Source organism: Oceanidesulfovibrio marinus (assembly GCF_013085545.1).
Classification (GTDB): domain Bacteria; phylum Desulfobacterota; class Desulfovibrionia; order Desulfovibrionales; family Desulfovibrionaceae; genus Oceanidesulfovibrio; species Oceanidesulfovibrio marinus.
This window is the reverse complement of sequence record NZ_CP039543.1, coordinates 4,439,375-4,465,183: the sequence shown is the minus strand read 5'-3', so window position 1 is coordinate 4,465,183 and position 25,809 is coordinate 4,439,375. Positions and strand designations below refer to the sequence as shown.

24 protein-coding genes are annotated in these 25,809 nt (G+C 63.4%); 10 read left to right on the top strand and 14 right to left on the bottom strand.

The window, feature by feature from the left end:
• Positions 1-92: 92 nt before the first annotated feature.
• From E8L03_RS19545 to E8L03_RS19530, 4 genes are all read left to right on the top strand, one after another.
• A complete protein-coding gene (locus E8L03_RS19545; protein WP_171268267.1) occupies positions 93-1,580 on the top strand; it encodes a menaquinone biosynthesis decarboxylase in 1,488 nt (495 codons plus the stop codon).
• Entirely contained in the window at positions 1,581-2,159 is a 579-nt protein-coding gene (locus E8L03_RS19540; protein ID WP_171268266.1) for a UbiX family flavin prenyltransferase, read from the top strand. It abuts the gene before it with no gap.
• A 194-nt stretch (positions 2,160-2,353) separates the two neighbouring features.
• A complete protein-coding gene (locus tag E8L03_RS19535) occupies positions 2,354-3,085 on the top strand; it encodes a metal-dependent hydrolase (protein WP_171268265.1) in 732 nt (243 codons plus the stop codon).
• Between the two features lie 135 nt (positions 3,086-3,220).
• A complete protein-coding gene (locus E8L03_RS19530; RefSeq protein ID WP_171268264.1) occupies positions 3,221-4,258 on the top strand; it encodes a hypothetical protein in 1,038 nt (345 codons plus the stop codon).
• A 22-nt stretch (positions 4,259-4,280) separates the two neighbouring features.
• Here the strand turns inward: E8L03_RS19530 and E8L03_RS19525 are convergent, their stop codons facing one another.
• On the bottom strand, positions 4,281-6,494 hold the full coding sequence (locus tag E8L03_RS19525; RefSeq protein WP_171268263.1) for a peptidase U32 family protein: 2,214 nt from the start codon (positions 6,492-6,494) through the stop codon (positions 4,281-4,283).
• Positions 6,495-6,602: 108 nt separating this feature from the next.
• Between E8L03_RS19525 and E8L03_RS19520 the strand changes: the two genes are divergently transcribed.
• Positions 6,603-7,352, top strand: coding sequence for an iron-sulfur cluster-binding protein (locus E8L03_RS19520; protein WP_328592855.1), 750 nt, complete (start codon positions 6,603-6,605; stop codon positions 7,350-7,352).
• Between the two features lie 12 nt (positions 7,353-7,364).
• Positions 7,365-8,300 carry a dihydroorotate dehydrogenase gene (locus E8L03_RS19515; protein ID WP_171268262.1) on the top strand — a complete coding sequence of 312 codons (936 nt, stop codon included), beginning with the start codon at positions 7,365-7,367 and terminating at the stop codon, positions 8,298-8,300.
• 233 nt (positions 8,301-8,533) lie between these two features.
• Here the strand turns inward: E8L03_RS19515 and E8L03_RS19510 are convergent, their stop codons facing one another.
• The 8 genes from E8L03_RS19510 to E8L03_RS19475 all read right to left on the bottom strand — a co-directional run bounded on the left by E8L03_RS19510 (position 8,534) and on the right by E8L03_RS19475 (position 15,354).
• On the bottom strand, positions 8,534-8,836 hold the full coding sequence (locus E8L03_RS19510; protein WP_171268261.1) for a hypothetical protein: 303 nt from the start codon (positions 8,834-8,836) through the stop codon (positions 8,534-8,536).
• Between the two features lie 330 nt (positions 8,837-9,166).
• Complete coding sequence (locus E8L03_RS19505) at positions 9,167-9,676, bottom strand: hypothetical protein (RefSeq protein ID WP_244963587.1); 510 nt, start codon at positions 9,674-9,676, stop codon at positions 9,167-9,169.
• Between the two features lie 163 nt (positions 9,677-9,839).
• A complete protein-coding gene (locus E8L03_RS19500; RefSeq protein ID WP_171268260.1) occupies positions 9,840-10,664 on the bottom strand; it encodes a TIGR04282 family arsenosugar biosynthesis glycosyltransferase in 825 nt (274 codons plus the stop codon).
• Positions 10,661-11,449, bottom strand: a complete 789-nt coding sequence (locus E8L03_RS19495; protein ID WP_171268259.1) for a TIGR04283 family arsenosugar biosynthesis glycosyltransferase — start codon at positions 11,447-11,449, stop codon at positions 10,661-10,663. The genes E8L03_RS19500 and E8L03_RS19495 overlap by 4 nt, the downstream gene beginning before the upstream one ends.
• Before the next feature lie 275 nt (positions 11,450-11,724).
• On the bottom strand, positions 11,725-12,075 hold the full coding sequence (locus E8L03_RS19490; RefSeq protein ID WP_144307179.1) for a DVU0772 family protein: 351 nt from the start codon (positions 12,073-12,075) through the stop codon (positions 11,725-11,727).
• A 96-nt stretch (positions 12,076-12,171) separates the two neighbouring features.
• Positions 12,172-13,200, bottom strand: coding sequence for a PilZ domain-containing protein (locus E8L03_RS19485; RefSeq protein WP_144307178.1), 1,029 nt, complete (start codon positions 13,198-13,200; stop codon positions 12,172-12,174).
• A gap of 191 nt (positions 13,201-13,391) precedes the next feature.
• Positions 13,392-13,925, bottom strand: coding sequence for a TlpA family protein disulfide reductase (locus tag E8L03_RS19480; protein WP_171268258.1), 534 nt, complete (start codon positions 13,923-13,925; stop codon positions 13,392-13,394).
• Positions 13,926-14,319: 394 nt separating this feature from the next.
• Positions 14,320-15,354 (bottom strand): DUF814 domain-containing protein, encoded by a 1,035-nt coding sequence (locus E8L03_RS19475; protein ID WP_144307176.1) that lies wholly within the window; start codon positions 15,352-15,354, stop codon positions 14,320-14,322.
• A 415-nt stretch (positions 15,355-15,769) separates the two neighbouring features.
• On the opposite strand from E8L03_RS19475, the gene recA reads away from it, so the two are divergent.
• Positions 15,770-16,837: a recombinase RecA gene (gene recA / locus E8L03_RS19470; RefSeq protein WP_171268257.1), complete on the top strand. Its 1,068-nt coding sequence runs from the start codon at positions 15,770-15,772 to the stop codon at positions 16,835-16,837.
• Positions 16,838-16,943: 106 nt separating this feature from the next.
• Positions 16,944-19,601 carry an alanine--tRNA ligase gene (gene alaS / locus E8L03_RS19465; protein ID WP_171268256.1) on the top strand — a complete coding sequence of 886 codons (2,658 nt, stop codon included), beginning with the start codon at positions 16,944-16,946 and terminating at the stop codon, positions 19,599-19,601.
• Positions 19,602-19,762: 161 nt separating this feature from the next.
• Here the strand turns inward: alaS and E8L03_RS19460 are convergent, their stop codons facing one another.
• From E8L03_RS19460 to E8L03_RS19440, 5 genes are all read right to left on the bottom strand, one after another.
• Positions 19,763-20,203: a hypothetical protein gene (locus E8L03_RS19460; protein WP_171266203.1), complete on the bottom strand. Its 441-nt coding sequence runs from the start codon at positions 20,201-20,203 to the stop codon at positions 19,763-19,765.
• A 143-nt stretch (positions 20,204-20,346) separates the two neighbouring features.
• Positions 20,347-20,685: a hypothetical protein gene (locus tag E8L03_RS19455; protein ID WP_144307172.1), complete on the bottom strand. Its 339-nt coding sequence runs from the start codon at positions 20,683-20,685 to the stop codon at positions 20,347-20,349.
• 25 nt (positions 20,686-20,710) lie between these two features.
• Positions 20,711-20,983: a hypothetical protein gene (locus E8L03_RS19450; RefSeq protein WP_144307171.1), complete on the bottom strand. Its 273-nt coding sequence runs from the start codon at positions 20,981-20,983 to the stop codon at positions 20,711-20,713.
• A gap of 112 nt (positions 20,984-21,095) precedes the next feature.
• Entirely contained in the window at positions 21,096-22,391 is a 1,296-nt protein-coding gene (locus E8L03_RS19445) for a class II fructose-bisphosphate aldolase (RefSeq protein ID WP_171268255.1), read from the bottom strand.
• A gap of 364 nt (positions 22,392-22,755) precedes the next feature.
• Positions 22,756-23,352, bottom strand: a complete 597-nt coding sequence (locus E8L03_RS19440; protein WP_171268254.1) for a hypothetical protein — start codon at positions 23,350-23,352, stop codon at positions 22,756-22,758.
• A gap of 149 nt (positions 23,353-23,501) precedes the next feature.
• Here E8L03_RS19440 and E8L03_RS19435 point away from each other — a divergent pair, with 149 nt between their 5' ends.
• Both E8L03_RS19435 and gltA read left to right on the top strand, forming a co-directional pair.
• Complete coding sequence (locus tag E8L03_RS19435; protein ID WP_144307168.1) at positions 23,502-24,359, top strand: sulfide/dihydroorotate dehydrogenase-like FAD/NAD-binding protein; 858 nt, start codon at positions 23,502-23,504, stop codon at positions 24,357-24,359.
• A complete protein-coding gene (gltA, locus tag E8L03_RS19430) occupies positions 24,349-25,800 on the top strand; it encodes an NADPH-dependent glutamate synthase (protein WP_144307167.1) in 1,452 nt (483 codons plus the stop codon). The genes E8L03_RS19435 and gltA overlap by 11 nt, the downstream gene beginning before the upstream one ends.
• Positions 25,801-25,809: the final 9 nt, after the last annotated feature.

Genomic DNA, 25,809 nt, shown 5'->3' with positions numbered 1-25,809 from the left:
CACGTTCCTCCCTCTCCCCGCGCTTCTCCAGCCGCGCCAGTCTTGCTCCGCGGCGTGCTCTCGTGTAGTCATTCATGGTTGGAGGAACACCCATGGCCTACAAGGATCTTCAGGACTTCATCAAGGACCTCGAAAAGAAGAACGAGCTCAAGCGCGTGGGCGCACTGCTCGACCCCTATCTGGAGATTGCGGAGGTCACCGACCGCGCCTCCAAGGGCTATGGTCCGGCCCTGCTCTTCACCAATGTCCAGGGCAAGAAGTTCCCTGTGCTGACCAACGCCTTCGGCTCGTACGAACGCATGCATATGGCCCTGGAGGTGGACTGCCTCGACGACGTGGCCCACCAGATCACGGACTTCATCGAGCTCGAAAAGCCCGAAGGCATCGTCAAAAAGCTCAAGATGCTGCCCAAGCTCTCGCGCATGGCCAACATCTTCCCCAAAACAGTCACCAAGGCGCCCTGCCAGGACGTGGTCATCACCGGCGACGAGGTGGACCTCTCCATCCTGCCCGTGCTCACCACCTGGCCCGAGGACGCCGGCCCGTTCATCACCCTGCCCCTGGTCATTACCAAGAACCCGGAAACCGGCATGCGCAACGTGGGCATGTACCGCATGCAGGTGTTCGACAAAAACACAACCGGCATGCACTGGCACCGGCACAAGGGCGGGGCCTACCACTACCACCTGGCCGAGCAGAAGGGTGAGCGCCTGGAGATGGCCGTGGCCATCGGACCGGACCCGGCCGTGACCTACGCCGCCACCGCGCCCATCCCGGATGAGGTGGACGAGCTCCTCTTTGCCGGGTTCCTGCGCCAGGCCCCCGTGGAAACCGTGAAGTGCAAGACCGTGGACATCGAGGTGCCGGCCAACTGCCAGTTCGTGCTCGAAGGTTATGTGGAGCCGAACGAGCGCCGCCGCGAAGGCCCCTTTGGCGACCACACCGGCTACTACTCCCTGGCCGACGACTACCCCGTGTTCCACGTCACGGCCATCACCCACCGCAAGGACGCCGTGTACCCGGCCACTCTGGTGGGCCCGCCGCCCATGGAGGACTGCTACATGGGCAAGGCCACGGAGCGCATCTTCCTGCCCATCATCAAGAAGCAGCTCCCGGAAGTCATCGACATGAACCTGCCGCTGGAAGGCGTGTTCCACAACTACTGCTTCGTCTCCATCGACAAGCGCTACCCCGGCCAGACGCGCAAGGTCATGTACGCCCTCTGGGGCCTGGGCCAGATGATGTTCACCAAGATCATCGTCATCGTGGACAAGAACGTGAACGTGCAGAACGTCTCCGAGGTGCTCTGGCGCGTGGGCAACAACGTGGACCCGCGGCGCGACCTCGTCATTGTCGAAGGCCCGCTCGACGCCCTGGACCACGCCTCGCCCACTGCCTTCTACGGCGGCAAGCTCGGCATCGACGCCACCAAGAAAGGCCCGGACGAGAACCACTTCCGCGAGTGGCCCAGCTCCCTGCGCATGGACCCGGAGGTCAAGGCCCGCATCGACTCGGTCTGGAACAAGCTGGACATCCCTCTACCCGGCGTGCCCAAGGTTCCGCCCAAAGGAAGACCGTAGATGAAGACCTCCCGCCGCATCATACTGGGCATCTCCGGCGCCAGCGGAATGCCCTACGCCCTGCGTCTCCTCTATATCCTCGCCGACAACACGGACGTTGAAACCCACGTCGTCATCTCCGACGGCGCCCGGGAAGTGCTCCGGCACGAGACGCAGCTCACCCGCGCCGGCCTAGACGAACGCCTGACCCGCGCCACCCGCGTCTACTCCCAACACGAGATCGCCGCGGCCCCGGCCTCCGGCTCCTGGCAACACCAGGGCATGGTCGTCTGCCCGTGCTCCATGGCCAGCCTCGCGGCCATCGCCAACGGCTTCGGCGCCAACCTGCTCCACCGCGCCGCCGACGTCACGCTCAAGGAAAAACGCCCCCTCATCCTCGTGGTGCGGGAAACACCGCTCAACCTCGTCCACCTGCGCAACATGACCGCCGCGGCCGAGGCCGGCGCCACCATCATGCCGGCCTGCCCCGGCTTCTATACCCGGCCCGCCAGCATCGAGCAGCTCGTCGACCATCTCGTGGCCCGCATCCTCGACCAGCTCGGCGTGCCGCACGACCTCTCCTCCCGCTGGGAGGGGTGAGCTTCAACTTTTTTTGATGTATCGTGGCGAGAGGGACACCTTTTAAAAAAGGTTCTCCCTCTCGCGCTCTCCTTTCCTAAACTTTTCAATGAAAAGTCTTGGGAAAGGGGGTCTGGGGGAATAACCTTTCTTCAGAAAGGTTTTCCTCCAGAACAACTGCACACAAAATATTCCTAGAGAAAGGAGCGGATATCATGAATCATACCATCACCTGGCACGGCCACGCGAACTTCCAGCTCACCGCCGGCGACGTTTCGGTGATCATCGACCCGTTTTTCGAGGGCAATGCATTCGCCACGGTGGACCCGGAATCCATCGAGAAGCTGGACATAATTCTGGTGACGCACGACCACGGGGACCACGTGGGCCATGCCGTGGAGCTGGCCAAGCGGACCGGCGCCATGGTGGGCGCGGTGGTGGGCACGGCAGGCAAACTGGTGGAGCAAGGCGTGCCGCAGGAGCAGATCATCAACGGCATCGGCTTCAACATCGGCGGGTCGGTGACGGTGAAGGGCGTGACCATCACCATGACGCAGGCGTTCCACTCGTCGGACACGAGCGTGCCCGTGGGCTACATCCTCACCTTCCCGGACGGCTACACAGCGTATCACGCCGGGGACACGGGAATTTTTTCGAGCATGGAGCTCTGGGGCAAGCTCTACGCCATCGACCTGGCCATGCTGCCCATCGGCGGCGTGTTCACCATGGACCCGCGCCAGGCCGCCATGGCCTGCTGGATGCTGGACTGCGACGCCGTCGCGCCCATGCACTGGGGCACGTTCCCGGTGCTGGAGCAGAGCACCGACGAGTTCGAGCGGCTGCTGAAGCAGGAGGCCCCGGACTGCGCCATGCTGCGCCTGGAGCCGGGCAAACCCACCGAGGTGAAAGCCGCCAGCGGCGACACGTGCGGGTGCAATGACGAGTGAGTATGGGCCGGATGAGAGAAAAGAAAGTTGAGGAAGCCCCGCCTTGGTCTGAGGACTGGGGCGGGGAAATTATCAGCAACCTCTTTACACACAAATGAATCCATAATAATATTTCAAATAAAAAAGGAGCGCCAAATGCCCGCTGACAACAAAACACTTGATAAGAGTATTAAAGTCATCGAACAATCGCTCCCTGAAATTCTTAAACGTAGCCCCTCCCCTGACCTCATCAGCTTTGAACAATTAGGGCTTAAAGATGCCCCACCGTCGGTTCCTTATATTCTTGAACTCACTGGAGCCATCCGCAAAACGCAGGGGACAAGTAACGTTTATGTGTTAGAAACGACTCGAGACAAACAAGAGCGTTATCTATCCGACCTGAGAGAGTGTATTAATACTATCTTGGTAAAACTTAAAGAGAATCCATTTAACAGACTCTCTAAAAATGAAATCACTCCCATCCTTCAAGAATACAATCTTGACCCATACTACTATAGTATACTGCAAATATTATCTCTAGAGCACCTAGCTGTAAGTGTAGGAGCTGGGCGCACAGGTGGCTTTGAACTATATACAACAAAAACACAAGACAAAACGATAGATGACACCGCAAAAGACCTATCAAAATTTAAGGACGGTGAAAAAAAAGCACAAGAGAAAAAGCACGAAAGCAAACTCTACCCTTATGCACACGAAATCCTGTCTCAAGAGGGGTACCAAGCGGTTACGCTGGGTGTAAAACGCCGACTCCCGGGACGATGGAATACGCCTGACGTCATTGGATATAGACTTAACAGGTTTAGTGTTCTTTGTGGTGCTGAAATGGAAGTCGTTACTGTGGAAGTAAAATGGCAAGTCGATAAAGAAGCCATTGCCGAAGCGCATTCCCATCAGCGCAAAGCACATAAAAGCTATCTTATGGCCCATCAGGAGCTAATGGATATTGATGGACCATCCATCTGCGACCTTGGAGAAAAAGGTATCGGGCTTATATGTCTCATCAACAACCAGTTCTTTATTCATAGCCATCCAAGAGCAAATTCAATATCACTCAAAGACATCGATGATTTCCTGAATGATGCTTTAGAGACCGAAGACCGTAAAAGCCTTCAGGAAGAAATCGCGCAGGCATTTTGCAGCGGCGCATTGTCCCCTCTTCTTCCCAGCTCATAAGCACTGATATAGCCTGACCCCCTCACAACAACCCACCATCCCAGTTCATAACAGTCGTTCTCCCAGGATCAGCCACTTCTTTCGGCCTGACCTCGTCCACGGTCACGAACCAGCGGTAGCCGGCGTTTTCCAGCGTCTGGCGGTGCTCGGACAGGTCCACGGGCCAGCTCGGGAAGAGCCAGAGGTTCTGCCCCATGGTCCGCGGCCAGTAGACCTCGCCCTTGGGGCTGGTCAGCGGCTCGCGCTGCTTGATGGGCGCGGGTGTGTGGCGTGAGACGCACGCCGGCCAGAACCCGCCCGTGACAATGCCCAGCGGCAGCGGCGAGTGCTGCGGCAGCGCCAGGTAGTCGTCCCTGCCCAGCTCCGGGCTGACAATGGCCCCGGTAAAGCCGAGCCCGGCCAGCGACTCCACGGCCAGCGCGTTGGAGATGTTGCAGAACGGCCCGGCCAGGATCTGCCACTCCGGCACCTTGCGCTTGCCCTCGGTCTTGCGTTGCGGCTCGGGCTGGCGTTCCGGCAGCAGCGCCATCTGCCACGGCGCGTTGAGCACGAAGGTCCGCGCCCCCTGCTTGACCATGCGCAGCAGCACGGCGCGCCACAGCTTTTCCTCGTCCGGCCAGATGACCGGCGGCAGCCACCACCACGTGCGCGGCAGGAAGGTCCGCGAGACCTGGTCGATGAGCCGCGGCGACATCCACAGCGCGAGCTGCCCGCGGAACTTGGTATCCTTGCCCTTGGGCGGGGAGCGGCGCACCAGCATGTCGATGATCGGCTCCTTGCCCGCCACGTACCGCTCCGGCAGCCGCGGCTGGAACTTCGACTCCCCGGGCGACTTGATCTCGGGCCTGCGCTGCGCCTCGGCCTCCATCGCGTTGATGCGCTCCATCAACTGCGGCTCCTGCCGGTCCACCAGATATACCGGCGTGCCGGACGGCGGCACCTTGCCCCGCGGTACGAACGGCCGTTTGCCGCCCTTGCTCTGAAACTTTCCGCTCTTCCCGTACTTGCCGTCCTTCCCGTCTTTGCCCTTGGGGCCGCGGCGATCATCCCTGAAAGACGTGCTCTTGCCGTTCGGGGATTTTTTGGGGAAGGGGCCGGAGTCCGGCGGGATATCCAGCGTGCCGGCCTTGGGCACGGCCTTGCTCACCTTGAGAATGCGGTGGTGCTTCTCGTCCTCGGAGCCGATGCGCAACAAATCCCGTGGAATAAGCGGCACACGCGGTTTGAGATACGCCGTGCCTTCGGGTGTGCGCGCCACGGTGCCCACGAACAGGCCGGAGCCGGTGCGGCCGGCGTCCTTGGGTCCGGGCAGGGGCAGCTGCCGGCTCTGTGGCAAAAAGCGCGAGCGGCTGGTGGGCCGCCCCAGCGCGCGCTCCAGGATGGCCTCGGCCTCCTTGCGCATGGCCGGGTCCCGGCCCTGGTCGCGCAGCATGCGGTACGCCGTGGTCGTGTAGTAGACGTAATGCGCGCCCTTCTTGCGGCCCTCGATTTTCCAGCAGGCCACCCGGGGCACCTCCAGCAGCGTCTTGACCATGAGGTCCAGGCCGAGATCGAAGCAGGAAAAGAAGCGGTCCTTGTGCCTGCCCCTGGCGTAGATGCGGCGGCACGGCTGCACGCAACGGCCGCGCAGGCCGCTCTTGCCGCCCAGGGCCGTGGACCAGTAGCAGCGGCCGGACACGGCGTAGCACAACGCGCCGTGGACAAAGACCTCCAGGTCCATATCCTCCGGGCAGGTTTCGGCCATGGCCTTTATTTCCTCGATGTCCAGCTCGCGCGGGAGCACCACGCGGGAGACGCCCAGCTGTGACGCGGTCTGCAGCCCGGCCGTAGGCGAAAGCGCCGCCAGGGTGGAGAGATGCAACTCCCCCTGGAACCCGGCCTGGCGGGCGACCTCGACCATTCCAAGATCCTGGACAATCAGCGCATCGGGAGACGGGGTATTGGGCCGCGAGAACCGCTCCACAAGCCGCCCGGCGGCGGCCAGGTCCCCCGGCTTGAGCAGCGTGTTGAACGCAAGATAGAGCTTGGCGTCGTGGGCGTGTGCAAGATCCGCCAAAGCCATGGTTTCCTTGACGGCGAAGTTCGAAGCCTGCATTCTGGCAGAGAAATGTTTAAGACCCATGTATATGGCGTCTGCCCCGGCGGCCAGAGCCGCGAGGAACGCCTGTCTGTCGCCTGCGGGAGCCAATATCTCCGGGCGATGATTCTTCTGTGCCTGCGACAGATCTGATTGCATGTCCGTCATTTATCCTATTCTCCTACGAGGCGCATGCCGATGAAAAGCGTAAAAGCGCCGGTATACCTGCGTAATATTCAATGTCAGGAGCTTACCGTATTGGACGTCGTGCCGTTCGGTCAAACGTCCACTGGCGTCACCCATTGTTTTGCCCTGCGGCTGGAAGATCCGGGCTGGTCGCACTGGCGGCCCGGCCAGTTCGTCATGGTCCGCCACCCCAGCTTCGGCCTGGAGCTGATCTGGGGCCGGGCCTTCTCCATCAGCCGGCTGGTCTCCTCCGGCCTCTCCCTGTTCATCCAGGCCCAGGGGCGCGGCTCGGAACGCCTGTCCGCAGCCAACCCCGGCGACAAGGTCACGGTCTGGGGCCCTTTGGGCAACGGCTTCGCCATCCAGGACAAGCGCACCCTGATGCTGGCCGGCGGCGTGGGCATTGCGCCATTCCTGGCCTACGCCGAGAACCACCCCACGCCCCACAAGCTGGAGCTGATCTTTGGCCACCGCCTGCCCCTGGAGACGTACCCGTTTGACAACGCCAAGACCCTGGTCCCGGAGATGACCGTGAGCAGCTTCCATGAGCGCTCGCCCGAAGATCTGCCCGTGTTTCTGGAGATGGTGGACGAGGCGATCATGAATCACGCCACCAGCGGCCTCGTGCTCGCCTGCGGGCCCACGCCGTTTCTGCGCGCCGTTAAACAGATGGCGGCCAAGCACGGCGCAATGGCACAACTTTCCCTGGAAAACAAGATGGGATGTGGTGTGGGCGCGTGCCTTGGCTGCGTGATCAAGGACACCAAGGGCGAAAACGTGCAGGTCTGCTCCAAGGGACCGGTCTTCTGGTCCCACAAGATAGAGCTGTAAGGAACCAAGGATATGGCCTCCAAGACGCCGACAATATCGGACCCCCGTGTATCGCTGCCCGGCCTCGACCTCAAGAACCCCATTATGACCGCGTCCGGCACGTTTGGCTACGGTCTTGAGTACGCCTCTTTCGGCAAGCTGGAGGACCTGGGCGCCATCGTGGTCAAGGGCCTTTCCCTCAAGCCGCGCGCCGGCAACACCATGCCTCGCATCGCCGAGACGCCGTGCGGCATGCTCAACGCCATCGGCCTGCAGAACATCGGCGTGGAACGCTTTCTGGAAGAAAAGCTCCCGGCCCTGCCCCACGACACCACACCGGTCATCGCCAACCTCTACGCCTGCGACGCCGCCGAGTTCGGCGAGCTCGCCGCCGCGCTGGCCGCGGACGAGCGTATGGGCGCGCTGGAGGTGAACGTCTCCTGCCCCAACGTGGCGGCCGGCGGCCAGGCGTTCGGACAAGACCCCAAGCAGGCCGCAGCCGTGACCCGCGCCGTGAAGGACGCGGCCGGGGACAAGCCGGTCATGGTCAAGCTCTCGCCCAACGTGGCGGATATCACCACCGTGGCCAAGGCCGTGGCCGACGCCGGCGCGGATATGCTGACCTGCATCAACACCCTGCTGGGCATGGCCGTGGACCTGAAAACACGGCGCCCCCGCCTGGCCAACGTGGTGGGCGGGCTCTCCGGCCCGGCCATCAAACCCGTGGCCCTGCGCTGCGTCTGGCAGGTGTGCCAGGCCGTGGATATCCCGGTCATCGGCGTGGGCGGCATCTCCAACGCCACCGACGTCCTGGAGTTCATCCTGGCCGGCGCGCACGCCGTGCAGATCGGTACCGCCAACTTCATGCGGCCGGATACCGTGTTCTCCATCGTCAACGAGCTGCCCATCCTCATGAACGGCTACGGCGTCATGACGCTGGACGACCTGCGCGGCACCCTGGAAACCTGATCTCGGGCTCCCGCTAAGGAACTTAGTTCCCTGGACTCCATACAGGAGTCCGGGGGCTACTGGGTCCCGGTAGAGGACATAACGTCGAGATATCTCTGGCTGCCTCCGGCGGCCAGGGGAATTCAATTCCCCTGGACCCCAGAAAGGGGTCAAGGGGCCACTAGCCCCTTGCAGGGGGACTGGGGGACGGCGTCCCCCAGAAAGATATTGCAATATGCGTTGGGCGGTGCGGGTCAGAGATCGCGCCAATGGCCTGCAGCCCAGGCGCCGTCCGGCTGGCGGTGTCCGGGCACCCACACCTGGCCTGGCTGCGGTTCTCCCGTGTACTTCCAGTATCCGGTACCGGGGCCGGTCTCCAGCCACATGAACTCAGGCCCCGGGCTGGGCGGCCGCGAGTAGCCCACGCCGGCGTCGCCATCATTCCCTTCACCGAACGAGCAGGCGCCCAGACCGAGGCATCCCGCCCCCAGGCAAAGTGCAAGCAGCACCGCGACGAGCCGGTGCATCCAACCAGAGTGTTCCTTCACGCGCATCATGAGTGCCCCCAAAAACATGACCCGGGCCGGTGCAAACAAAAGGCCCATGATTATTGATACATGGTGGCGTGATTTCGTGTCAAGAAATCAGGGCTGGGGGGATTTTGGGATGTGGGGATGCCGCCGGCCGCCCAGAAAACGGCATGCGCCCGGTGACCGGAAGGACATAGTTCCCCCAGCCCCAGAACGGGGTCAAGGGGCCAGGGCCCCTTGCAGGGAGTTTTGAGGGACAGCGTCCCTCAAACCAAGGGGCTCTGCCTCTTGGGACGGGGCGAGTCAGGGGCAGCGCCCCTCGGAAAATCTGGGCAGAGCCCTCGGACGCAAGGTGGTCTAGTGCACGGTGTCGGACTCGCACTTGACCGTCGTGTTGATCGCATGCTTGCACAGCTTCTCGAAGTATTCCTTCACGCGATCATCCTGCCGCCACTCTCCAAAAATCTCCTGCCACGTGCTGAAGTCCATGAAAGCCTGGTCGAGCTGGGACTCATGGCTCTGCACCCACACATTGAACAGGTGCATCTCGGCCTGGAAATCTTTGGTGTCGAAGACATCGCCGGAGATGCCAAAAGGATACTTGTCGCCTTCAAAGATGGTGACGACCTGCTTGCAGAGTGTGGCCATGGACTTTTCATAGTCGATGGGCTTGTTGTTGAGCTCTTCGACTATGCTGATGTACAGCGGATACTCTTCCTCAATGCGTTTGACCGCTTCGTCAGGAATGCGCACGTACAGTGTGTCATCTTCTTCGCGGATAAAATAAAAGCGGATCCAGTTTTCGAACTGCATCAGCCTGCTGATGTCCTGTATGGCGTTCTGCATGGTTTCATTGTCGTACGACATGAGGGCTCCTTCGTCTTGTTTCCAAATAGATGTACAAGAATCACGGGGACTCTCGTGAATTTCGCTCAAGGCCTTTAAGTGGACATCCTTGGGCCGGACGTCAAGCCCAAACCGGACGATCGCCACACAGCGCACCGCTACAATATATTGAAATCTCTAGCGTTCACTCGGCAACAAAAGTATCCCACGCCAGGCGGCTGCGAATGGCCTCGCGCGATGCCTCCAGGTCCCTGCATATCGCCTCGGCGGAAGCGCCGGTGGCAGCGTCGTCCTCCAGTTGCCGAAGCACGGCCGCGTGGGAATCGAGAATCCTGTACGTGCGGGAGCCGCCAAAAGTGCCGCCCCGGTGCATGGCCCACATGGCCAGGGCGTCGTGCGCGTGGTCCACGTCGTTCCATGGTGGCAGCGTGGCCAGCTGCAGCCCGGCGGCGCGAATCACGGCCTCGGTATCGCGCAGCACCGTTGCCCCGCCCCACTCGATATCTTCAAAAAACTCGCGGCGGTAGACTGCTCTGTGAAAACCGATAAGGAAGTAGCCGCCATCCAGCGACGGTGCGATGACGGCGTCGTGCTCGCCAAGAGCATCCAGTGCCCCCACGGCCAGGGCCTGGGGATAGTCCGGCACGTCGCAGCCCATCAGCACGGCGCGGTCCACACTCCGAAACGCCTCTTCAAAGGCATTGGCCATGCGCGCGCCAAGGTCATCCCCATGCTGCGGCGCGTACTCCAGATCCGCGCCCAGCAGACGGCGCATCGCCGGCCCGGCCTCTGGCGGATCAAAGCACACGCGCAGCGTCACGCCCTCCCCGGCCGCCTGCCGCAGACCGTCCACCGTGTCCAGCAGAAACGCCTCGTACAGCGCCAGGGTAAGCGCCTGCGCCTGATCCCGGCCCATGAGCGGTGCGAGGTCGCGCTCCAGCCGCGTCTTCACCGCGCCGGGCTCCGGGCTGCGGGCAAAGAGCATAATCATGTTCGTGTGTTGACTCACGTGCTCCGCCGCCTGGGGTAGTGCCGGGCCAGCCGCGTGGCCGGAACACCCAGCCCGTACAGCAGCCGCAGCACCGTGTTGCGCGCGGCCGCGAACAGGACGCCCTCCTCCCGATAACGCCTCGCGGAGGTGACTGCCTTGCCCGGCGCGAACGCGGGCCGGCGGCCGCTGCGGCCTACGCTGTGCATGATGGCCACGTCCTCCATGAGCGGCAGGTCCGGGTAGCCGCCAAGCTCGCGAAAGAGCCGCGCCGTGAAGAACTGGGCCTGGTCGCCGTACGGCGTGGCCAGCAGGCGATTGCGCAGGCCGGCCACTCCGGCCATCAGGCGGAAGAAGAAGCCGTCGTCGTCAAAGGCGAGATGAAACGCCCCGGCCTCGGGCAGGCCGGCCGGCATCTGGCCAAGACGAATGAGCGCCACTACCGGGCCGAGCACGGCCGCCACCTGTTGCAAGCCATCATCGGGCAACCGCGTATCCGCATGCAGAAACAGAAGAATCTCGCCGCTGGCTGCTGCCGCCGCCGCGTTCATCTGCCGGGCGCGACCAGGAGGCGAAGCCACGCCACGCACACCGCCGTGCACACCACTGTTCTCGGGGGCCAGGGCGGCCAGGGTGTCGCCTTCCGGGTCGACCACGAGAATCTCCACGTCCGCCACATCCGTTGCCGCGGCGGCCAGCGCCTTGATGTGGGCGATGTGGTCGTTGATGCGCACGGCCTCGTGGAGCACGGGCACGATGACCGAGATCGTGCACGCCGTGGGCGGGCTCTGGTGAATGGTCTGCATGGCGGCCGCGGGGGTGATTCCCTGATTCCGAAATTCCGTGGTTGCGCGGGTCAGCGATTCCGGCCAGGCACGAGAAACAACCGAGTCGGAGAGCACACTGCCGCCCCCACGTAATCGGGTCTGCTACAACACGACAGTCGCACGGCGGCGGTCTCTGCCGCACACCATCTCGCAACGCAGGGTATGCAGAGGCCCGGCGCGGCGGTGCTCCATGCAGCCCGCAGACTGCATGGCCGTGCCGGACCGGGCCTTCCGTTCGGGTATTGTGCCGGGCGCTAGACGTCCAGCTCCTCTTCCAGCCACTTGCGGATGGAAGGCGTGAGCTCGTGGATGCCCTTGAGGCCACCGATCTCGTGCATATACTGCGCAGACAGGTCGTCCGGCAGCTTCTTCTCGCACAGGGTGGTGGAGCCGTACTTGGTCATCTTCATGAGCACGACCTTGGGCTCCTCCCAGGTATCGACCACAAAATAGATGGAGTAGTCGTCGGAGCCGGTGACGGGCGGCCGCATGGCGTCGCGCCAGTTGTTGTTGCCCCACTCCAGGTACATGGTCACGGCGTCGGTGTGGACCATGTCCCAGTTGACCTCGTTGAGCCACTGCTTGCAGGCATTCTCATCGCTCATCAGGCGCTCCTTTTCGTAATCGTGGACCGGCGGCCGGCGTCTCCCGCAGAGTTATCGCCGGCGCTTGCCGCGGCCCCATGGGCCGGAATGGTATTGTTACACGATGTGCGAGTAACCGACAATGCGCTTGAAGTCCGGCGACTTCCCATCGAGCGGTTCGAGCAGAAGAATGCCGCACACATCGTCGCGGAACCAGACCACCTGGCAGGGAATTCCGCGCAGCAACGGCTTGAGCAGATCGGTATCAGCCTGAACCACGATCTCCTTGCCGGTCGACATATGCGCAGCGGCGTCTCTGGGGCAGCGGACGCGCAGGCCGGCTGCGGACAGGTCGATCACCTCGGCGGCGTACTTTTTCCCGTTGATGGTCAGCTCGCACGGCTGCGGGGTAAAGAACTGATAGCGCAGGAAGTTGCGATACTCGGACGTGCCTTTCAGAAAATGCTTGTCCAGGTAGATCATGAACTTGCGCGCCGCGTCGAAATCCGGGTCATTCTCCAGCGCGAGCTGCAGACACTTGCGACAGGTCACGTAATCCTGCTTCTCGAAGTAGACCCGCGCCGCGTTGAACACGATATGGTGGTCGTCGGGCGTGGCCCGGAGCAGCGCGTTGTAGAGCTCCAGCGCTTCCTGATACCGGCCGCTCTTGCGCGAGGCAATGCTGGCCATGTTGAGCTCGTGCTTGTGCGCCGAGAACGAGGCTTCGTAGTCCGGAAGCTCGCGCAGCAAGGTCAGCGGCATGTCGGCGAGCTCCTGTTCCGTGGCGCCTGGCACGTGGTGCTTGCTCAGCTGCAACGCCTTGTAGACGATCATCTCGTCCGGGCTCAGCCGCGAGGGCTTGCCCTCGCTGGACTCCAGTTTGTCCCGCGTGCTCTCCAGCAAAGGCAGAACCACGTTGTCGTAGTGCGTCTTGTCCGGAATGAACTTGGCGAAGAAATCTTTGAGCGGCACCGCGCGCGACACCGTGGTGGGCAGGCCCTTGGCTTCCGTGGCGGTCACGAGCACCTGGTCGCCGTCCAGAAAGATGGCGAACCAGTTGACCCGGCGCATCACCTCCTGCTTGGTGACGCCGTCCCCCAGGCTGGAGCTGCCCAGGGTGTAAAATGATCCTGCAAGCTTCGGCATGTTCCCCCCGGAAACGTCATGCGCGCAAACAAAACACAGTTGGATAGAGCATGGGGTCTATCACCAATCCTGCAACATTCCTAGCCTGTTCCAGGTGTTATGGGCCAGTATAGATGTTCGGTCCGGGCACCCGCCATATTTGCCTATACAACACAATACACCGGCCTGCGGACAGGAACGTATCCCAATACTCACTTCAAGGATGCGACAAAGTCGGCCCACTCCTCCTTTGGCGGCAGGGCGTAGGCCGTATAGCGTATCTCGCCGCCGCGCGCCACACCCAGCACCACGGGGATGCCGTCGATGCCAAGGCTCCTGGCAAAGGTAAGGTGCTGGTCCATGAGCACCGGCATCTCCAGCTGCAAATCCTCAACAACCTGGCGCACCGCAGCTGCGTCCTCGCCGTAGTTCACGGCGTACACGGCCACGCCGTTTCCATGGCCGTAGGTGTTGAACTGCTTGAGGTGGCGCATCACCGGCTTGCAGTACTGGCACCAGGAGGCGAACACCGCGATGACCGCCGGCGTTTCCCTGGCGATCTCCTGCAGCGACTGCACCTCGCCGCCCACGCTGGTCAGCACCATGTCCGGAAGCTGATCGGCCGAGAGTTCCAGCGTGCCCTGCCCCTGGAAGAACACCACGTAGAAGCCCACGCCAAAGGCGAGGCCGAGCACCAGCGCGAGCACACTGCGGACCGGTCCGTGCGGTATCGGTATCATCGACATCGGCTTCCTCCTGGTTGGCGAGCGGTGTGTGCCGGCTATGGATGCTGGCGAGAGGGAAACCCTTTGAAAAGCCTTCAGCCCTTGGGCGCGGTCGTTTGCGCCGTAGGGATGAAGAAGCAGCGCGGTTCTCCCTCTTTAATCTGGCAAGAGGGAAACCCTTTGAAAAGCCTTCAGCCCTTGGGCGCGGTCGTTTGCGCTATAGGGATGAAGAGAGCAGCGCGGTTCTCCCTCTCGCGCTCTCCCTTCCTAAACTTTTTAGCGGGGCTGTTCTTGCTGCGTTTGCAAACGCAGCAAGAACAGCCCGAATTAATAAAAAAGATCAGCGAAAAGTCTTTGGAAAGAGGGTCCGGGGGAAAAAACTTTCTTCAGAAAGGTTGTCCCCCGAAAAACTCCACTAGTCCCGCAAGGCCGTGATCTCTTCCTTGGCCGCGTCCCAATCCGGGGTATCCCAGCCATGGGGCTCGGCGGCCGGCACGCAGACCTCGGCCATCTCGCCGCGGCTGGTGACTGTGACGGCGATCTCGCCGCCGTGTCGGCGAGCCTTGGCACTGTAGCGGGCGGTGAGCGCGGCGGCCTCGCGCACGGTCTCCGGGCTCCACGGCCGGCCCGGCCACTGCCGTCCCAGGCAGAGTGGTCCGGGGAAGTCCTTGACCTTGAAGAGCAGATCGCCGGCAGCGGCCAGCTCTTCGATGCGCGTGTTGTCCTCCTGGTCGCGGCCCACCGTGAGCCAGCTGTCGCCTTTCCAGAACTGGCGGCCCAGGTTGGCCATCTCGAAGTCGTTGGCCGCGGGCGATTCGCTCCACTTGAGCACCGGCCAGTAGCGCTTGGCAGACTCCACCTCAGCCAGCATGCAGCCGCCGGCAGGGGTGGGAATTTCGGGCAGCTTGTACGTCTCGGCCAGGGCCAGCTGCGACTTGCGGCCGCGGCCGGAGATGTTCAGCAGCCGCTCGCGGTCCAGCACGCCAGCCTCCTCGGGCGGTGTGGGCGTGAGCCGTTGCGCGCACAGCGGCCGGACGAGATAATCGCGCACCTCGGCGTCGCGGCTGATTATGTTCAGGGCGTCGCGGCGCTGGGACATGGGCCGCTGACCCACCACCTCGCCGGAAATGATGGCCTTGGCCCCGAGCTCAAGCATGCGCAGCTTGGCGCGGCGGAGCATCAGAATCTTGCAGTCGATGCAGGGGTTCAGCACCTTGCCGAAGCCGTGCGGCGGACCCTGCATGAGTTTGGCGTACTCGTCGCCCACGTCCACGGCCTCGATATCGATGCCGTACATCTCCTGCCACTCGGGGATGCGGTGGGGCTTGCCGAAGAAGGGGCTTGTAAAGTGCAGGGCTTTGACGGTGCGTCCTTGCTCCTGCACGACCTTGGCCGCGATTATGGAATCCAGCCCTCCGGAAAAAAGGGCGACAACGTCGTATTGATGCATGGTTGTGGTATCCTAAGCAGGATCAGTCAGGTAGGCAATGGGCTTGGCGAAGCGCGTCATTTCCATGTGCATTTCCGGTGTCATCTTTTTTGCCCCTGCTCGCCCATTATCAATAAAAATAATGTGTTGAATTTTAAAAATCGTTTACAAAAGCAGTTGCATTTTCGATGGCGGACGGTCTTCCTGCCATGAAAACCATATCCTCTCAACTACCGCGTCCCAGCCCGACGCCGCACTCATCCCGTCCCAAATCCGCCCCGCATCCTCAGCCCCCGGCTCTCGCGCCTCCGCGCCCCATCCGGAAACCCGCTCGCCGCACACCATTTGCCCCCGCTGCCCGGTTCTGGTACAGCCTTGTCCACCCGGGCGATTCGGCCCGGAACCCTCAGCCAGACTATTTTTCGGAGGACGTCTCATGGCGAAGAAGAACGCTGATCCGCAAGATTTGCGCGCCGAAGCTCTGCGCACCGCGCTTTCCACCATAGAACGCAAGTACGGACAGGGTTCGGTGATGAAGCTCTCCGACGATGCGCACGTCGCCATCCCGGTCATTCCCACGGGGTCCATCGGCCTCGACATCGCCCTGGGCGTGGGCGGCATTCCGCGCGGCCGCGTCTCGGAAATCTACGGCCCGGAGTCATCGGGTAAGACCACCCTCGCCCTGCACATCATTGCCGAGTGTCAGAAGCGTGGCGGCACCGCCGCATTCATCGACGCCGAGCACGCCCTGGACGTGAACTACGCCCGCCGCCTGGGCGTGAAGACCGAGGAGCTGCTCATTTCGCAGCCCGACTACGGCGAGCAGGCCCTGGACATCGCGGACATGCTCGTGCGCTCCGCCGCCGTGGATGTGGTGGTCGTGGACTCCGTGGCCGCGCTCATCCCCCAGGCCGAGCTGGAAGGCAACATGGGCGAGACCCAGGTGGGCGGCCATGCCCGACTCATGTCCCACGCCATGCGCAAGCTCACCGGCACCATCCACAAGTCCCAGACCTCCGTGGTCTTCATCAACCAGACCCGCATGAAGATCGGCACCATGGGCTACGGCAGCCCGGAGACCACAACCGGCGGCAACGCCCTCAAGTTCTACTGCTCCGTGCGCCTGGACATCCGCAAGATCCAGACCCTGAAGGACAAGGACGAGGTCTACGGCTCCCGCGTGCGCGTCAAGGTGGTCAAGAACAAGGTCGCCCCGCCCTTCCGCGAGGCCCTGTTCGACATCCTCTACGGCACCGGCATCTCCCGCGAAGGCGAGTTGCTGGACCTGGGTGTGGACAACGGCGTGGTAGAAAAGAGTGGCGCCTGGTACGCCTTTGGCACCGAGCGCCTGGGCCAGGGCAAGGAGAACGTGCGCGTCTTCCTCCAGGAGAACACGGAACTGCGCGATTCCGTGGAAAAGAAGCTCCTGGAGCACCTGGGCCATGCGCTGCCCACCCCGCCGGCCGAGGCCGAGGAGCTGAAGACCGAGAAGGCCGAAGGCTAGACAGATCACAACAGTTCCGGAAACGCGGTTTCCGGTTGTTCCATATGAACACGCGCGCAGGCGCGACACAAACAAAAGGGGCCCTTCGAGGCCCCGTTTCAAACGTATGAGCAATCTGACTGCAGGCGAGATCCGAACCAAGTTCCTCGAATTCTTCAGGTCGCACGGCCACAACGTGGTGGAGTCCGCCCCCCTTATTCCCAAGGACGACCCCACCCTGCTCTTCACCAACGCCGGCATGGTCCAGTTCAAGAAGCTCTTCCTGGGGCAGGAAAAGCGGGACTACGTGCGCGCCACCACCTCGCAGAAGTGCCTGCGCGTAGGCGGCAAGCACAACGACCTGGAGAACGTGGGCCGCACCGCGCGCCACCTCACGTTCTTCGAGATGCTGGGCAACTTCTCCTTCGGCGACTATTTCAAGGAACAGGCCATCGGCTTTGCCTGGGAGTTTCTGACCAAGGAGCTCAAGCTCGATCCCGAGAGGCTCTACATCACGGTCTACACCGACGACGACGAGGCCTCCGACCTGTGGCAGAAGGTCGCCGGCGTGCCGCTGGAGCGCATCTACCGCCTGGGCGAGAAGGACAACTTCTGGTCCATGGGCGACACCGGCCCCTGCGGCCCCTGCTCCGAAATCATGTACGACCAGGGCGAGCACGTGGCCTGCGGCCCGGACTGCGGCATCGGCGTGTGCGAGTGCGACCGCTTCCTGGAGATCTGGAACCTCGTGTTCATGCAGTATGACCAGCTCGAAAGCGGCGAGCGCGTACCCCTGCCCCGGCCCTCCATCGACACGGGCATGGGCCTGGAGCGCGTCGCGGCCGTGTGCCAGGGCGTGTACTCCAACTTCGACATCAATCTTTTCCAGGACATCATGGGCTACACGGCCAAGCTCTCCGGCGTGGCCTACAACACCGCCGAGGAGACGGGCACGGCCCACCGCGTCATCGCGGACCACAGCCGCTCCATTGCCTTCATGATCGCCGACGGCATCCTGCCCTCCAACGAGGGCCGCGGCTATGTGCTGCGCCGGCTCATCCGCCGCGCCTTCCGCTTCGGCCGGCTGCTCGGCCTGCGCGACCCCTTTCTGCACAAAACCGCCTTCGAGGTCGTGCGGCTCATGGGCGACGCCTTCCCCGATCTCGTGGAGCGCAAGGACTTCATGGAAAAGGTCGTGCGCGAGGAAGAGGAACGCTTCAGCCTGACCCTGGACAAGGGCCTGGCCATGCTCAACGAGGAGCTGGAACGCATCGCCGAGGAGAACGGCAAGCGCGAGGTCTCCGGCGAGTTCTCCTTCAAGCTCTACGACACGTTCGGCTTCCCCATCGATATCGTCAACGATATCGCAGAGAAGCAAGGATTTACCGTAGACGAGAACGGCTACAATGAGCACATGGCCAGCCAACGCAAACGCGCCAAGGCCGCCTGGAAAGGCAGCGGCGAAGCCGACCTGGGCTCCGTGTTCCACACCCTGCTCGAACAAGGTGTACGCTCCGGCTTTACCGGCTACGAGTCACTGGCTGAGAAGTCCCGCGTCATCGCCCTGCTCGACGAGTCCGGTGCCCGCGTTGAGCAACTCGCCTCCGGCAGCAAAGGCTACCTGGTCACCGAGTCCACGCCCTTCTACGGCGAGTCCGGCGGCCAGCTCGGCGACACCGGCACAGTCGTCACCCCCGGCGGCCGCGCCACGGTGGAAAACGCCCTGAAGCCCAACCCGCACCTCACCGCCCACGTCATCACCGTGGAAGACGGCGAGATCGCCGAAGGCCAGGAAGCCGAGCTCGTGGTGGAGGAAGGCCCCCGTCTGGCCACTGCGCGCAACCACACCACCACACACCTGCTGCACGCCGCCCTGCGCAAGGTTCTGGGCGAGCACGTCAAGCAGGCCGGCTCCCTTGTGGGTCCGGACCGCCTGCGCTTCGACTTCACCCACATCGCCGCCCTCACGCCTGAGGAAATCGCGGCCGTGGAGCGCGAGGTCAACCGTGCCGTTCTCGCCAACGCCCCGGTCTGCACCAGCGTGCTCTCCTATGAAGAAGCCGTGGCCCGCGGCGCCATGGCTCTCTTTGGCGAGAAGTACGAGGAAGAGGTCCGCATGGTCGAAGTCCCGAACTTCTCCACCGAGCTGTGCGGCGGCACGCATCTCACTTCCACGGGCCAGGCCGGCCCCTTCGTCATCCTGTCCGAGTCCGGCGTGGCCGCCGGCGTGCGGCGTATCGAGGCCGCCACAGGCTGGAACGCCCTGGACTACTACGAGCAGCAGCGCTCCGCCGTGCACGACGTGGCCGGCGCGCTCAAGCTGCGCTCCGCCGCGCCCGAGGACGTGGTCAAGCGGATCAGAACCCTGCAGGATGAGCTGAAGAAGCTCGCCAAGGACAACGAAAAGCTCGCGGCCAAGGCCGCTTCGGCAAAGGGCGGCGACATCATGGACGACCTCCAGGACGTCAACGGCGTGAAGCTGCTGGCCGCCCGCGTGGACGCCCCCAACGTCAAGGCCCTGCGCGACATCATGGACGACGTGCGCTCCAAGCTGCCCTCGGGCGTGGCCTGCCTCGTGACCGAAAACGACGGCAAGGTGCCGCTCATCCTCTACGTCTCCAAGGACCTGCACGACCACTTTACGGCCCCCCAGCTCATCAAGCCCGTGGCCGAAAAAGTGGGCGGCTCCGGCGGCGGCCGTCCGGACCTGGCCCAGGCCGGCGGTACCGACGCATCCGGCATCAACGCCGCCTTCGAGACGCTGAAGACACTGGTGGAAGGCTAGACACCGTCCCGCACCGAGAGGCTCTGCCCCTCGGCACCCCGCCAGGGAGCTTAGCTCCCTGGACCCAACTATTGGGGTCCGGGGGAATTTAATTCCCCTGGCGGGAGGTCTTGGGGGACAGCTGACGTGAAGGACAGCGTCCCCCAGACAGCAGCTCCGGGCTACTGGGCGTCCGGCAGGAACCCCTGTGGCAGGGGGTGGCACATGCCCTGGAACGGGAAGTGGCCATCCGGGCAGTCGCCGGTCGCCATTGGCTGCACGCCTGGTCCGCCGGGCTGCGGCAGGCAGCTATCGCCGTAGGGCACCTCGTCGGGGCCACACATGGGGTCCTCCTCCGGGTTCAGGGGCGACATGGGGTCGTCGTCATCCAGCGGCATTGCTGGAGGAACCTCGGGACCCTGCTCGTCCTCCACCGACTGCACCAGGTCGAGCGCCTGGGGCGTGGCCTGCTCCGGTGAGACCTGCGCCAGCAGCACTCCCTGCTCTCCGCCCACGGCGTCCGGTCCGGAGGCCAGAGCAGTGCCGGCCGTCACAAGCACGGCGGCGATGGCGCACAGTGCGATCCAATACCCACGCGTACGACCAGACGTCTTCTTTCTCATCTCCGGATTCTCCTTAATCTGGGCCGGCCATGATGTCCGACCAGTGTGCTGTCACGCGTTCCACATCGTAACATGCGTCATGAAAAAACGCCCCCGAAAATTCTCGGGGGCGCTCTGTACTTCCGGAATGGCTGCCGCCGGCGTCAGTACACGCAGGACTCGTAGCCTATCTGGCAATTCTGCCGGCATTGGGCGTAGGCCAGCGGGTCCATCTTGCGCCGCATGGCTTCGCACTGCTGCTGGCAAAGCAACAGTGAGGGAGAGCAGCCTGCGGCGCGGTTATTGTCGGGGTAGCGCGGGCCGTAGGGTCCCCATCGGCCGTAGTAGCCGTACGGCGCTGCCGGCACGCACTGGCCGGCGTAGAAAGTATAGCCCGGCGGGCAGCGGTGGTGGTGTCGTCGTGCATCGGCCGGCGCGCTCGCCAACAGACTGAGGACGAGCAGCGCGACTGCGATTACAATATAGGAGCGGACTGTTCGCATGATTTCTCCCTGGGCGTTGCGCCCGTCACTGTGCCCCCAGCTCCGGCGGCGCGGCCTCGCAGGCCGCGTACCGCTCCGCGCATTGGTCCATACAGACGCGGAATGCGCTGGAGCCGGAGGTCACATATCCCTGGCGGCACACGGCCGCGCAGTAATTGTACGGACCGAGGCAGAGCCGTTCACGGTACACCTCGGACCGGTTGTAGGGATACGGTTCTTCCGAGCGGCAGCGTCCGGAGCGCCAGTAGGTTCCATCCGGACAGCGGTACTGCGCCGAAACAGGGGCAGGGAGAGACATGCAGAGCGCAAGCCCGAGGAGTGCGGCCAACAGCAGGACCGCCCCGGCTCGCGCTGCCAACACGGCGGCGGGCGACCGGACAGCCGCCCTTTCCGCCGATGCGTGTGACGTTCTAGTCGTCAAAGTCCCCTTCCGGGCCCTTATCCGTATCCATGGCCGCAGCGCGCTCCCGGATCTTCTCCGGAGTCCACTCGGCCGGGTCCTCTATTCTCTCGCCTTTGGCCCCGAGGTCGAAGCTGCCGGCCTCGTTGATCAGCTCGTAGGCGATCTCCGCCGTGCCGTCCGCATGGAAAACGTCCGTGAGCAGGGAAGCCACGAAGTCCTCCACGCCCTGGACCATGCGCTCGCGAATCTCGCGCGACTGGCCCAGCAGCCGGCACTCGAACGGAAGGTTGAGCTTCTTGTAGTTGCCGCCGGACCAGCCCTGCTTGTCCGCGTAGGCCACCATCTCGTTCCAGATCTCGTCATCCAGCCCCTTGCCGGATTCCTTGATGAACTTGCCGTCGGCGTCCAGCTGGGCGTTGCCGTACTCGTTCACCTTCACGCCCCAGGAGACCATCTGCAGGGCCGTGGCCACATTGGCCTTGGTGGTGCGCGTCTGCTCGGCAATCTGCTTCAACCGCTCATAGCTGTTGCCAGAGGTGCCGTGCTGCGCGCCAGATACCTTGTAGGGGGCCAGGGCCTCGTGGATCTCACGGGTGAGCCCCACCTGAATGCCCTCGCCCTCGGCCTCCAGGCCGTGGGTGGTGCCGTTGTTCAGGGCGATCCAGTCCGGATGGATGCCGTGGGCGTTGAGCCCCTTGATCAGGAACAGCGCCTCGGCCGGCGTGGACAGACCAGCCTTGCCCTTGATCTCGCCCACCTCGGTCTCATACCCGGCCCAGGAAGGCACGTAGTCGCGCAGCTCGATGTTGGCCAGCAGGTTCTGGTCGTCCGGCATGTGCGAGGCGTCGATGGCGATGGAGGTGACCCCTGACTCGAACAGCGAGGGGATCTCGGCCTTGGCGCCGGCCATGTCTTCGGGCTTCTTGATGCCGTAGTGGTCGGCGTGGATGGCCACCGGGATGGTCAGCCCCAGCTCGTTGACGATCTGGTTCACATGCTGCGCCAGGTTCCACATGTTCACGTGGCAGTAGGCATTCGCCCCGCCCTCGGAACGGGCGATCTCCAGAACGATTGCAGCGTTGGCGCGCTGTGCGCCGCGCAGTGCGCCACGGACCACGAAGGAGCTGCGGCCGTTGACCGCAATGGTCATACACTTGCCCTTCCGGAGCATGGCGCGGTCGATGACCTTGCCGCTCACAATGAGCGCGCTGGAGTTGGGGAACAGGGTCGCAACATTGGGCGGACGGCCTATCTCGAGTGCCTTTTTGAACTCGGGGGTGGGCTTCACATCCAGCTTGGGCATATTTTCTCCTTATGTATCATGTAGTGCCGTGGACAAAGCCCATTGTAAACGAGAAAACAGCGCAAATGTAAACCCCCGCCGGACGGGGCTTGCCGGGTATGCCGACCAACAGCCCTTTCCCATAACAACGCACAACCGCCGTTTTGGTTGACCGCACTTCGTCAGACTCGTGCCCACGCCAGGCTCGCCTCGTCCGAAGGGCGCTGCCCCTTGACCCCGTTCTGGGGTTAGTCCGAGGGCTCTGCCCTCGGGCACCCGCCAGGGAACTTAGTTCCCTGGACCCTAAATTAGGGGTCCAGGGGGATTAAATTCCCCTGGCAGGGGGGTTGGGGGACAGCGTCCCCCAGACAACTGACATGGAGAATCAGAGCACGGAGTGCCACACGCCGCCGGTCTGGGGACGATGGCTCAGGGAGGCGGTGTCGGCATAGGCGGCGGCCGCTTTGCGCATGGCCGCAGGGGGCGCCGCGCCGGCGTCCAGCGCGGAGAGTGATTGCCCAGGCTGCTCTGTCGCGGACTCGCCCATCCGCCGGGTCAGCCGTTCCACAGGCGACTCGGCCAGGGAGCTGCGCAGCTCGGCCACCTCGTGCTCGGCCTCGTACGGCGCGGAGGTGTTGACCGAGGCGAGGCGCTCGGCTTCGCGGACCAGATCGTCCCAGCTCACGCCAGGGGCGACGTCTGGTTCTTCTGTGGTGTAGCGGATGGCGAACGGCCCGATCCGGAAGCCGATGGACCGGCTGCGCGGAGAGGGCTCGGTGTGCGGCGTGCTGCTGGCGCTGGCGGATGCCGAAGATTCGTCGGCCGTCGTGGCCAGGGCGGTCCCAAGGCGTGCCGCGTCACCTGTCGTGCTGACAGAGTCGTTGCGGCCGAACGCGCCAAACCGCGGGGATTGGCGGGCATATGCCCGTATTCCCCGAATTGTGGTCCCGGCGCCGTAAGCCGATGACGAAGCGACGTTCATAAGGGTATGGTCTGTTTCAGCTTGGGATACATTTCTATATCCTACTCCGGCAGTCCATTGCAAGTATCCGGATATCCCCAGATATCAATGGTTGCCAAGGGCATGGCATGCCCGTACAACATTTTCCTGAACATTGTACTGGAGATGATATGATAGAGATCGCTGCTCCACCCGCACGCATTCTGTCCAAGGAACGTCTCATCCCCGGGCAGACGAGCAAGCTCGTCATCCACGCGCCGCACATCGCGCGCAAGGCACTGCCCGGCAACTTCGTCATCCTCCGCATCGCGCCGGAGGGTGAGCGTATCCCCCTGACCATAGCCGACACAGACACCGAGGCTGGCACCATCACCATCGTCTACCTGGTGATGGGCAAGACCACGGCCGCCCTCGAACAGCTCGGTGAAGGCGACGTGATCCTGGACCTCTGCGGTCCGCTGGGCAAAGCCACGCACATCGAGCCCATCGGCACGGTCATCTGCGTGGGCGGCGGCACCGGCATCGCGGCCATGCACCACATCGCCAAGGGCCACCACATGGCCGGCAACCGCGTGGTCGCCATCGTGGGCGCGCGCAGCGAGAACCTTCTGCTCTTCTGCGACGAGCTGGAGAGCTTCTGCCCCGAGCTGGAGGTCTGCACGGACGACGGCAGTTGCGGCCACAAGGGCTTTGTCACCGACATCCTGCAGCAGCGCCTGGAAAGCGACGCAGACATCGGCGAGGTGGTGGCCGTGGGCCCTGTGCCCATGATGGCCGCCGTGGCGCGCGTGGCCCGGCCTTTCAACGTGAAGACCACTGTGAGCCTCAACTCCATCATGGTGGACGGCATGGGCATGTGCGGCGCCTGCCGCGTCACCGTGGGCGGCGAAACCAAGTTCGCCTGCGTGGACGGCCCGGAGTTCGACGGCCTTCAGGTGGATTTCGATGAGCTGCGCAAGCGGCTCAACGCGTTCAAACCGCAGGAAGCTATCTCCTACCAGGAGTGGAAGAAGAGCCATGGCCAATAGCGAGGAAACCCCCAGGAAGACGAAGAAGCCCGCGGCGCCGCGCGTGGACATGCCCACCCAGCCGCCCCAGGAGCGCATCACGAATTTCATGGAGGTGGCCCTGGGCTATACGCAGGAGCAGGCCATGGCCGAGGCCGCGCGCTGCCTCCAGTGCAAGAAGCCAGCATGCGTCAAGGGCTGCCCCGTGGAAGTGCCTATCAAGGATTTCATCGGCTTTCTGCAAAAGGGCGACGTGCCCGGCGCCTACGAGGCCATCAAGAGCACCAACAGCCTGCCCGCCGTGTGTGGTCGCGTCTGCCCGCAGGAAGTGCAGTGCGAGGGCGCGTGCATCCTGGGCAAGAAAGGCGAGCCCGTGGCCATCGGCCGGCTGGAACGCTACACGGCTGACACCTACATGGCCCAGACCGCCTGCGACCACATGGTCGGCGTAACCAAGGTCTGCGCCCCCATCCACGAGGATATCAAGGTCGCGTGCATCGGCTCCGGCCCCTCTAGCCTGACCTGCGCCGGCTACCTCTCCTCCCACGGCATCAAGGTCACTGTGTTCGAGGCCCTGCACGAGCTGGGCGGCGTGCTTGTCTACGGCATTCCGGAGTTCCGCCTGCCCAAGGACATCGTACACCAGGAAGTGGACGCCCTGCGCGAGCAGGAGGTGGACTTCTTTACCAACTGGATCGGCGGCAAGACCTTTGGCATCAGCGAGCTGTTCGAGGCCGGGTACAAGGCCGTATTCCTGGGCGTGGGCGCCGGCCTGCCCAAGTTCCTGAACCTTCCCGGCGAGAACCTCATCGGCGTGTTCTCGGCCAACGAGTACCTGACCCGCGTGAACCTCGGACGCGCCTACAAGTTCCCGGAAACCGACACCCCCACGTATGCCGGCAAGAACGTCGCCGTGTTCGGCGGCGGCAACGTGGCCATGGACTCCGCCCGCACCGCCAAGCGCCTGGGCGCGGAGAACGTGTTCATCGTCTACCGCCGCACCAAAGGCGAAATGCCCGCCCGCGTGGAAGAGCTGGATCACGCCATCGAAGAAGGCGTGGAGCTGCAGATTCTTTCCTCGCCCATCGAGTTCAAGGGCGACGACCAGGGCGTGCTCACCTCCGTGGCGCTGCAACGCATGGAGCTGGGCGAGCCGGACGCATCGGGCCGCCGCCGGCCCATCCCCATCGAGGGCGACTACTTCGAGCTCGCCTGCGACATGGCGATCATCGCCGTGGGCACCGGCCCCAACCCCATCCTCCTGGAAGCCACGCCCGAGCTGGAGAAAACACCGCGCGGCTACGTGCAGGTGGATGAGGAAACCGGCGAGACAAGCATGCCCAACGTCTTTGCCGGCGGCGATATCGTGACCGGCGCCGCTACCGTCATCTCCGCCATGGGCGCCGGACGCCGGGCCGCCCAGGAAATCGCCCGCCGCCTGCTGGGCGAAGAAAACGCCTAGACGTCCTCG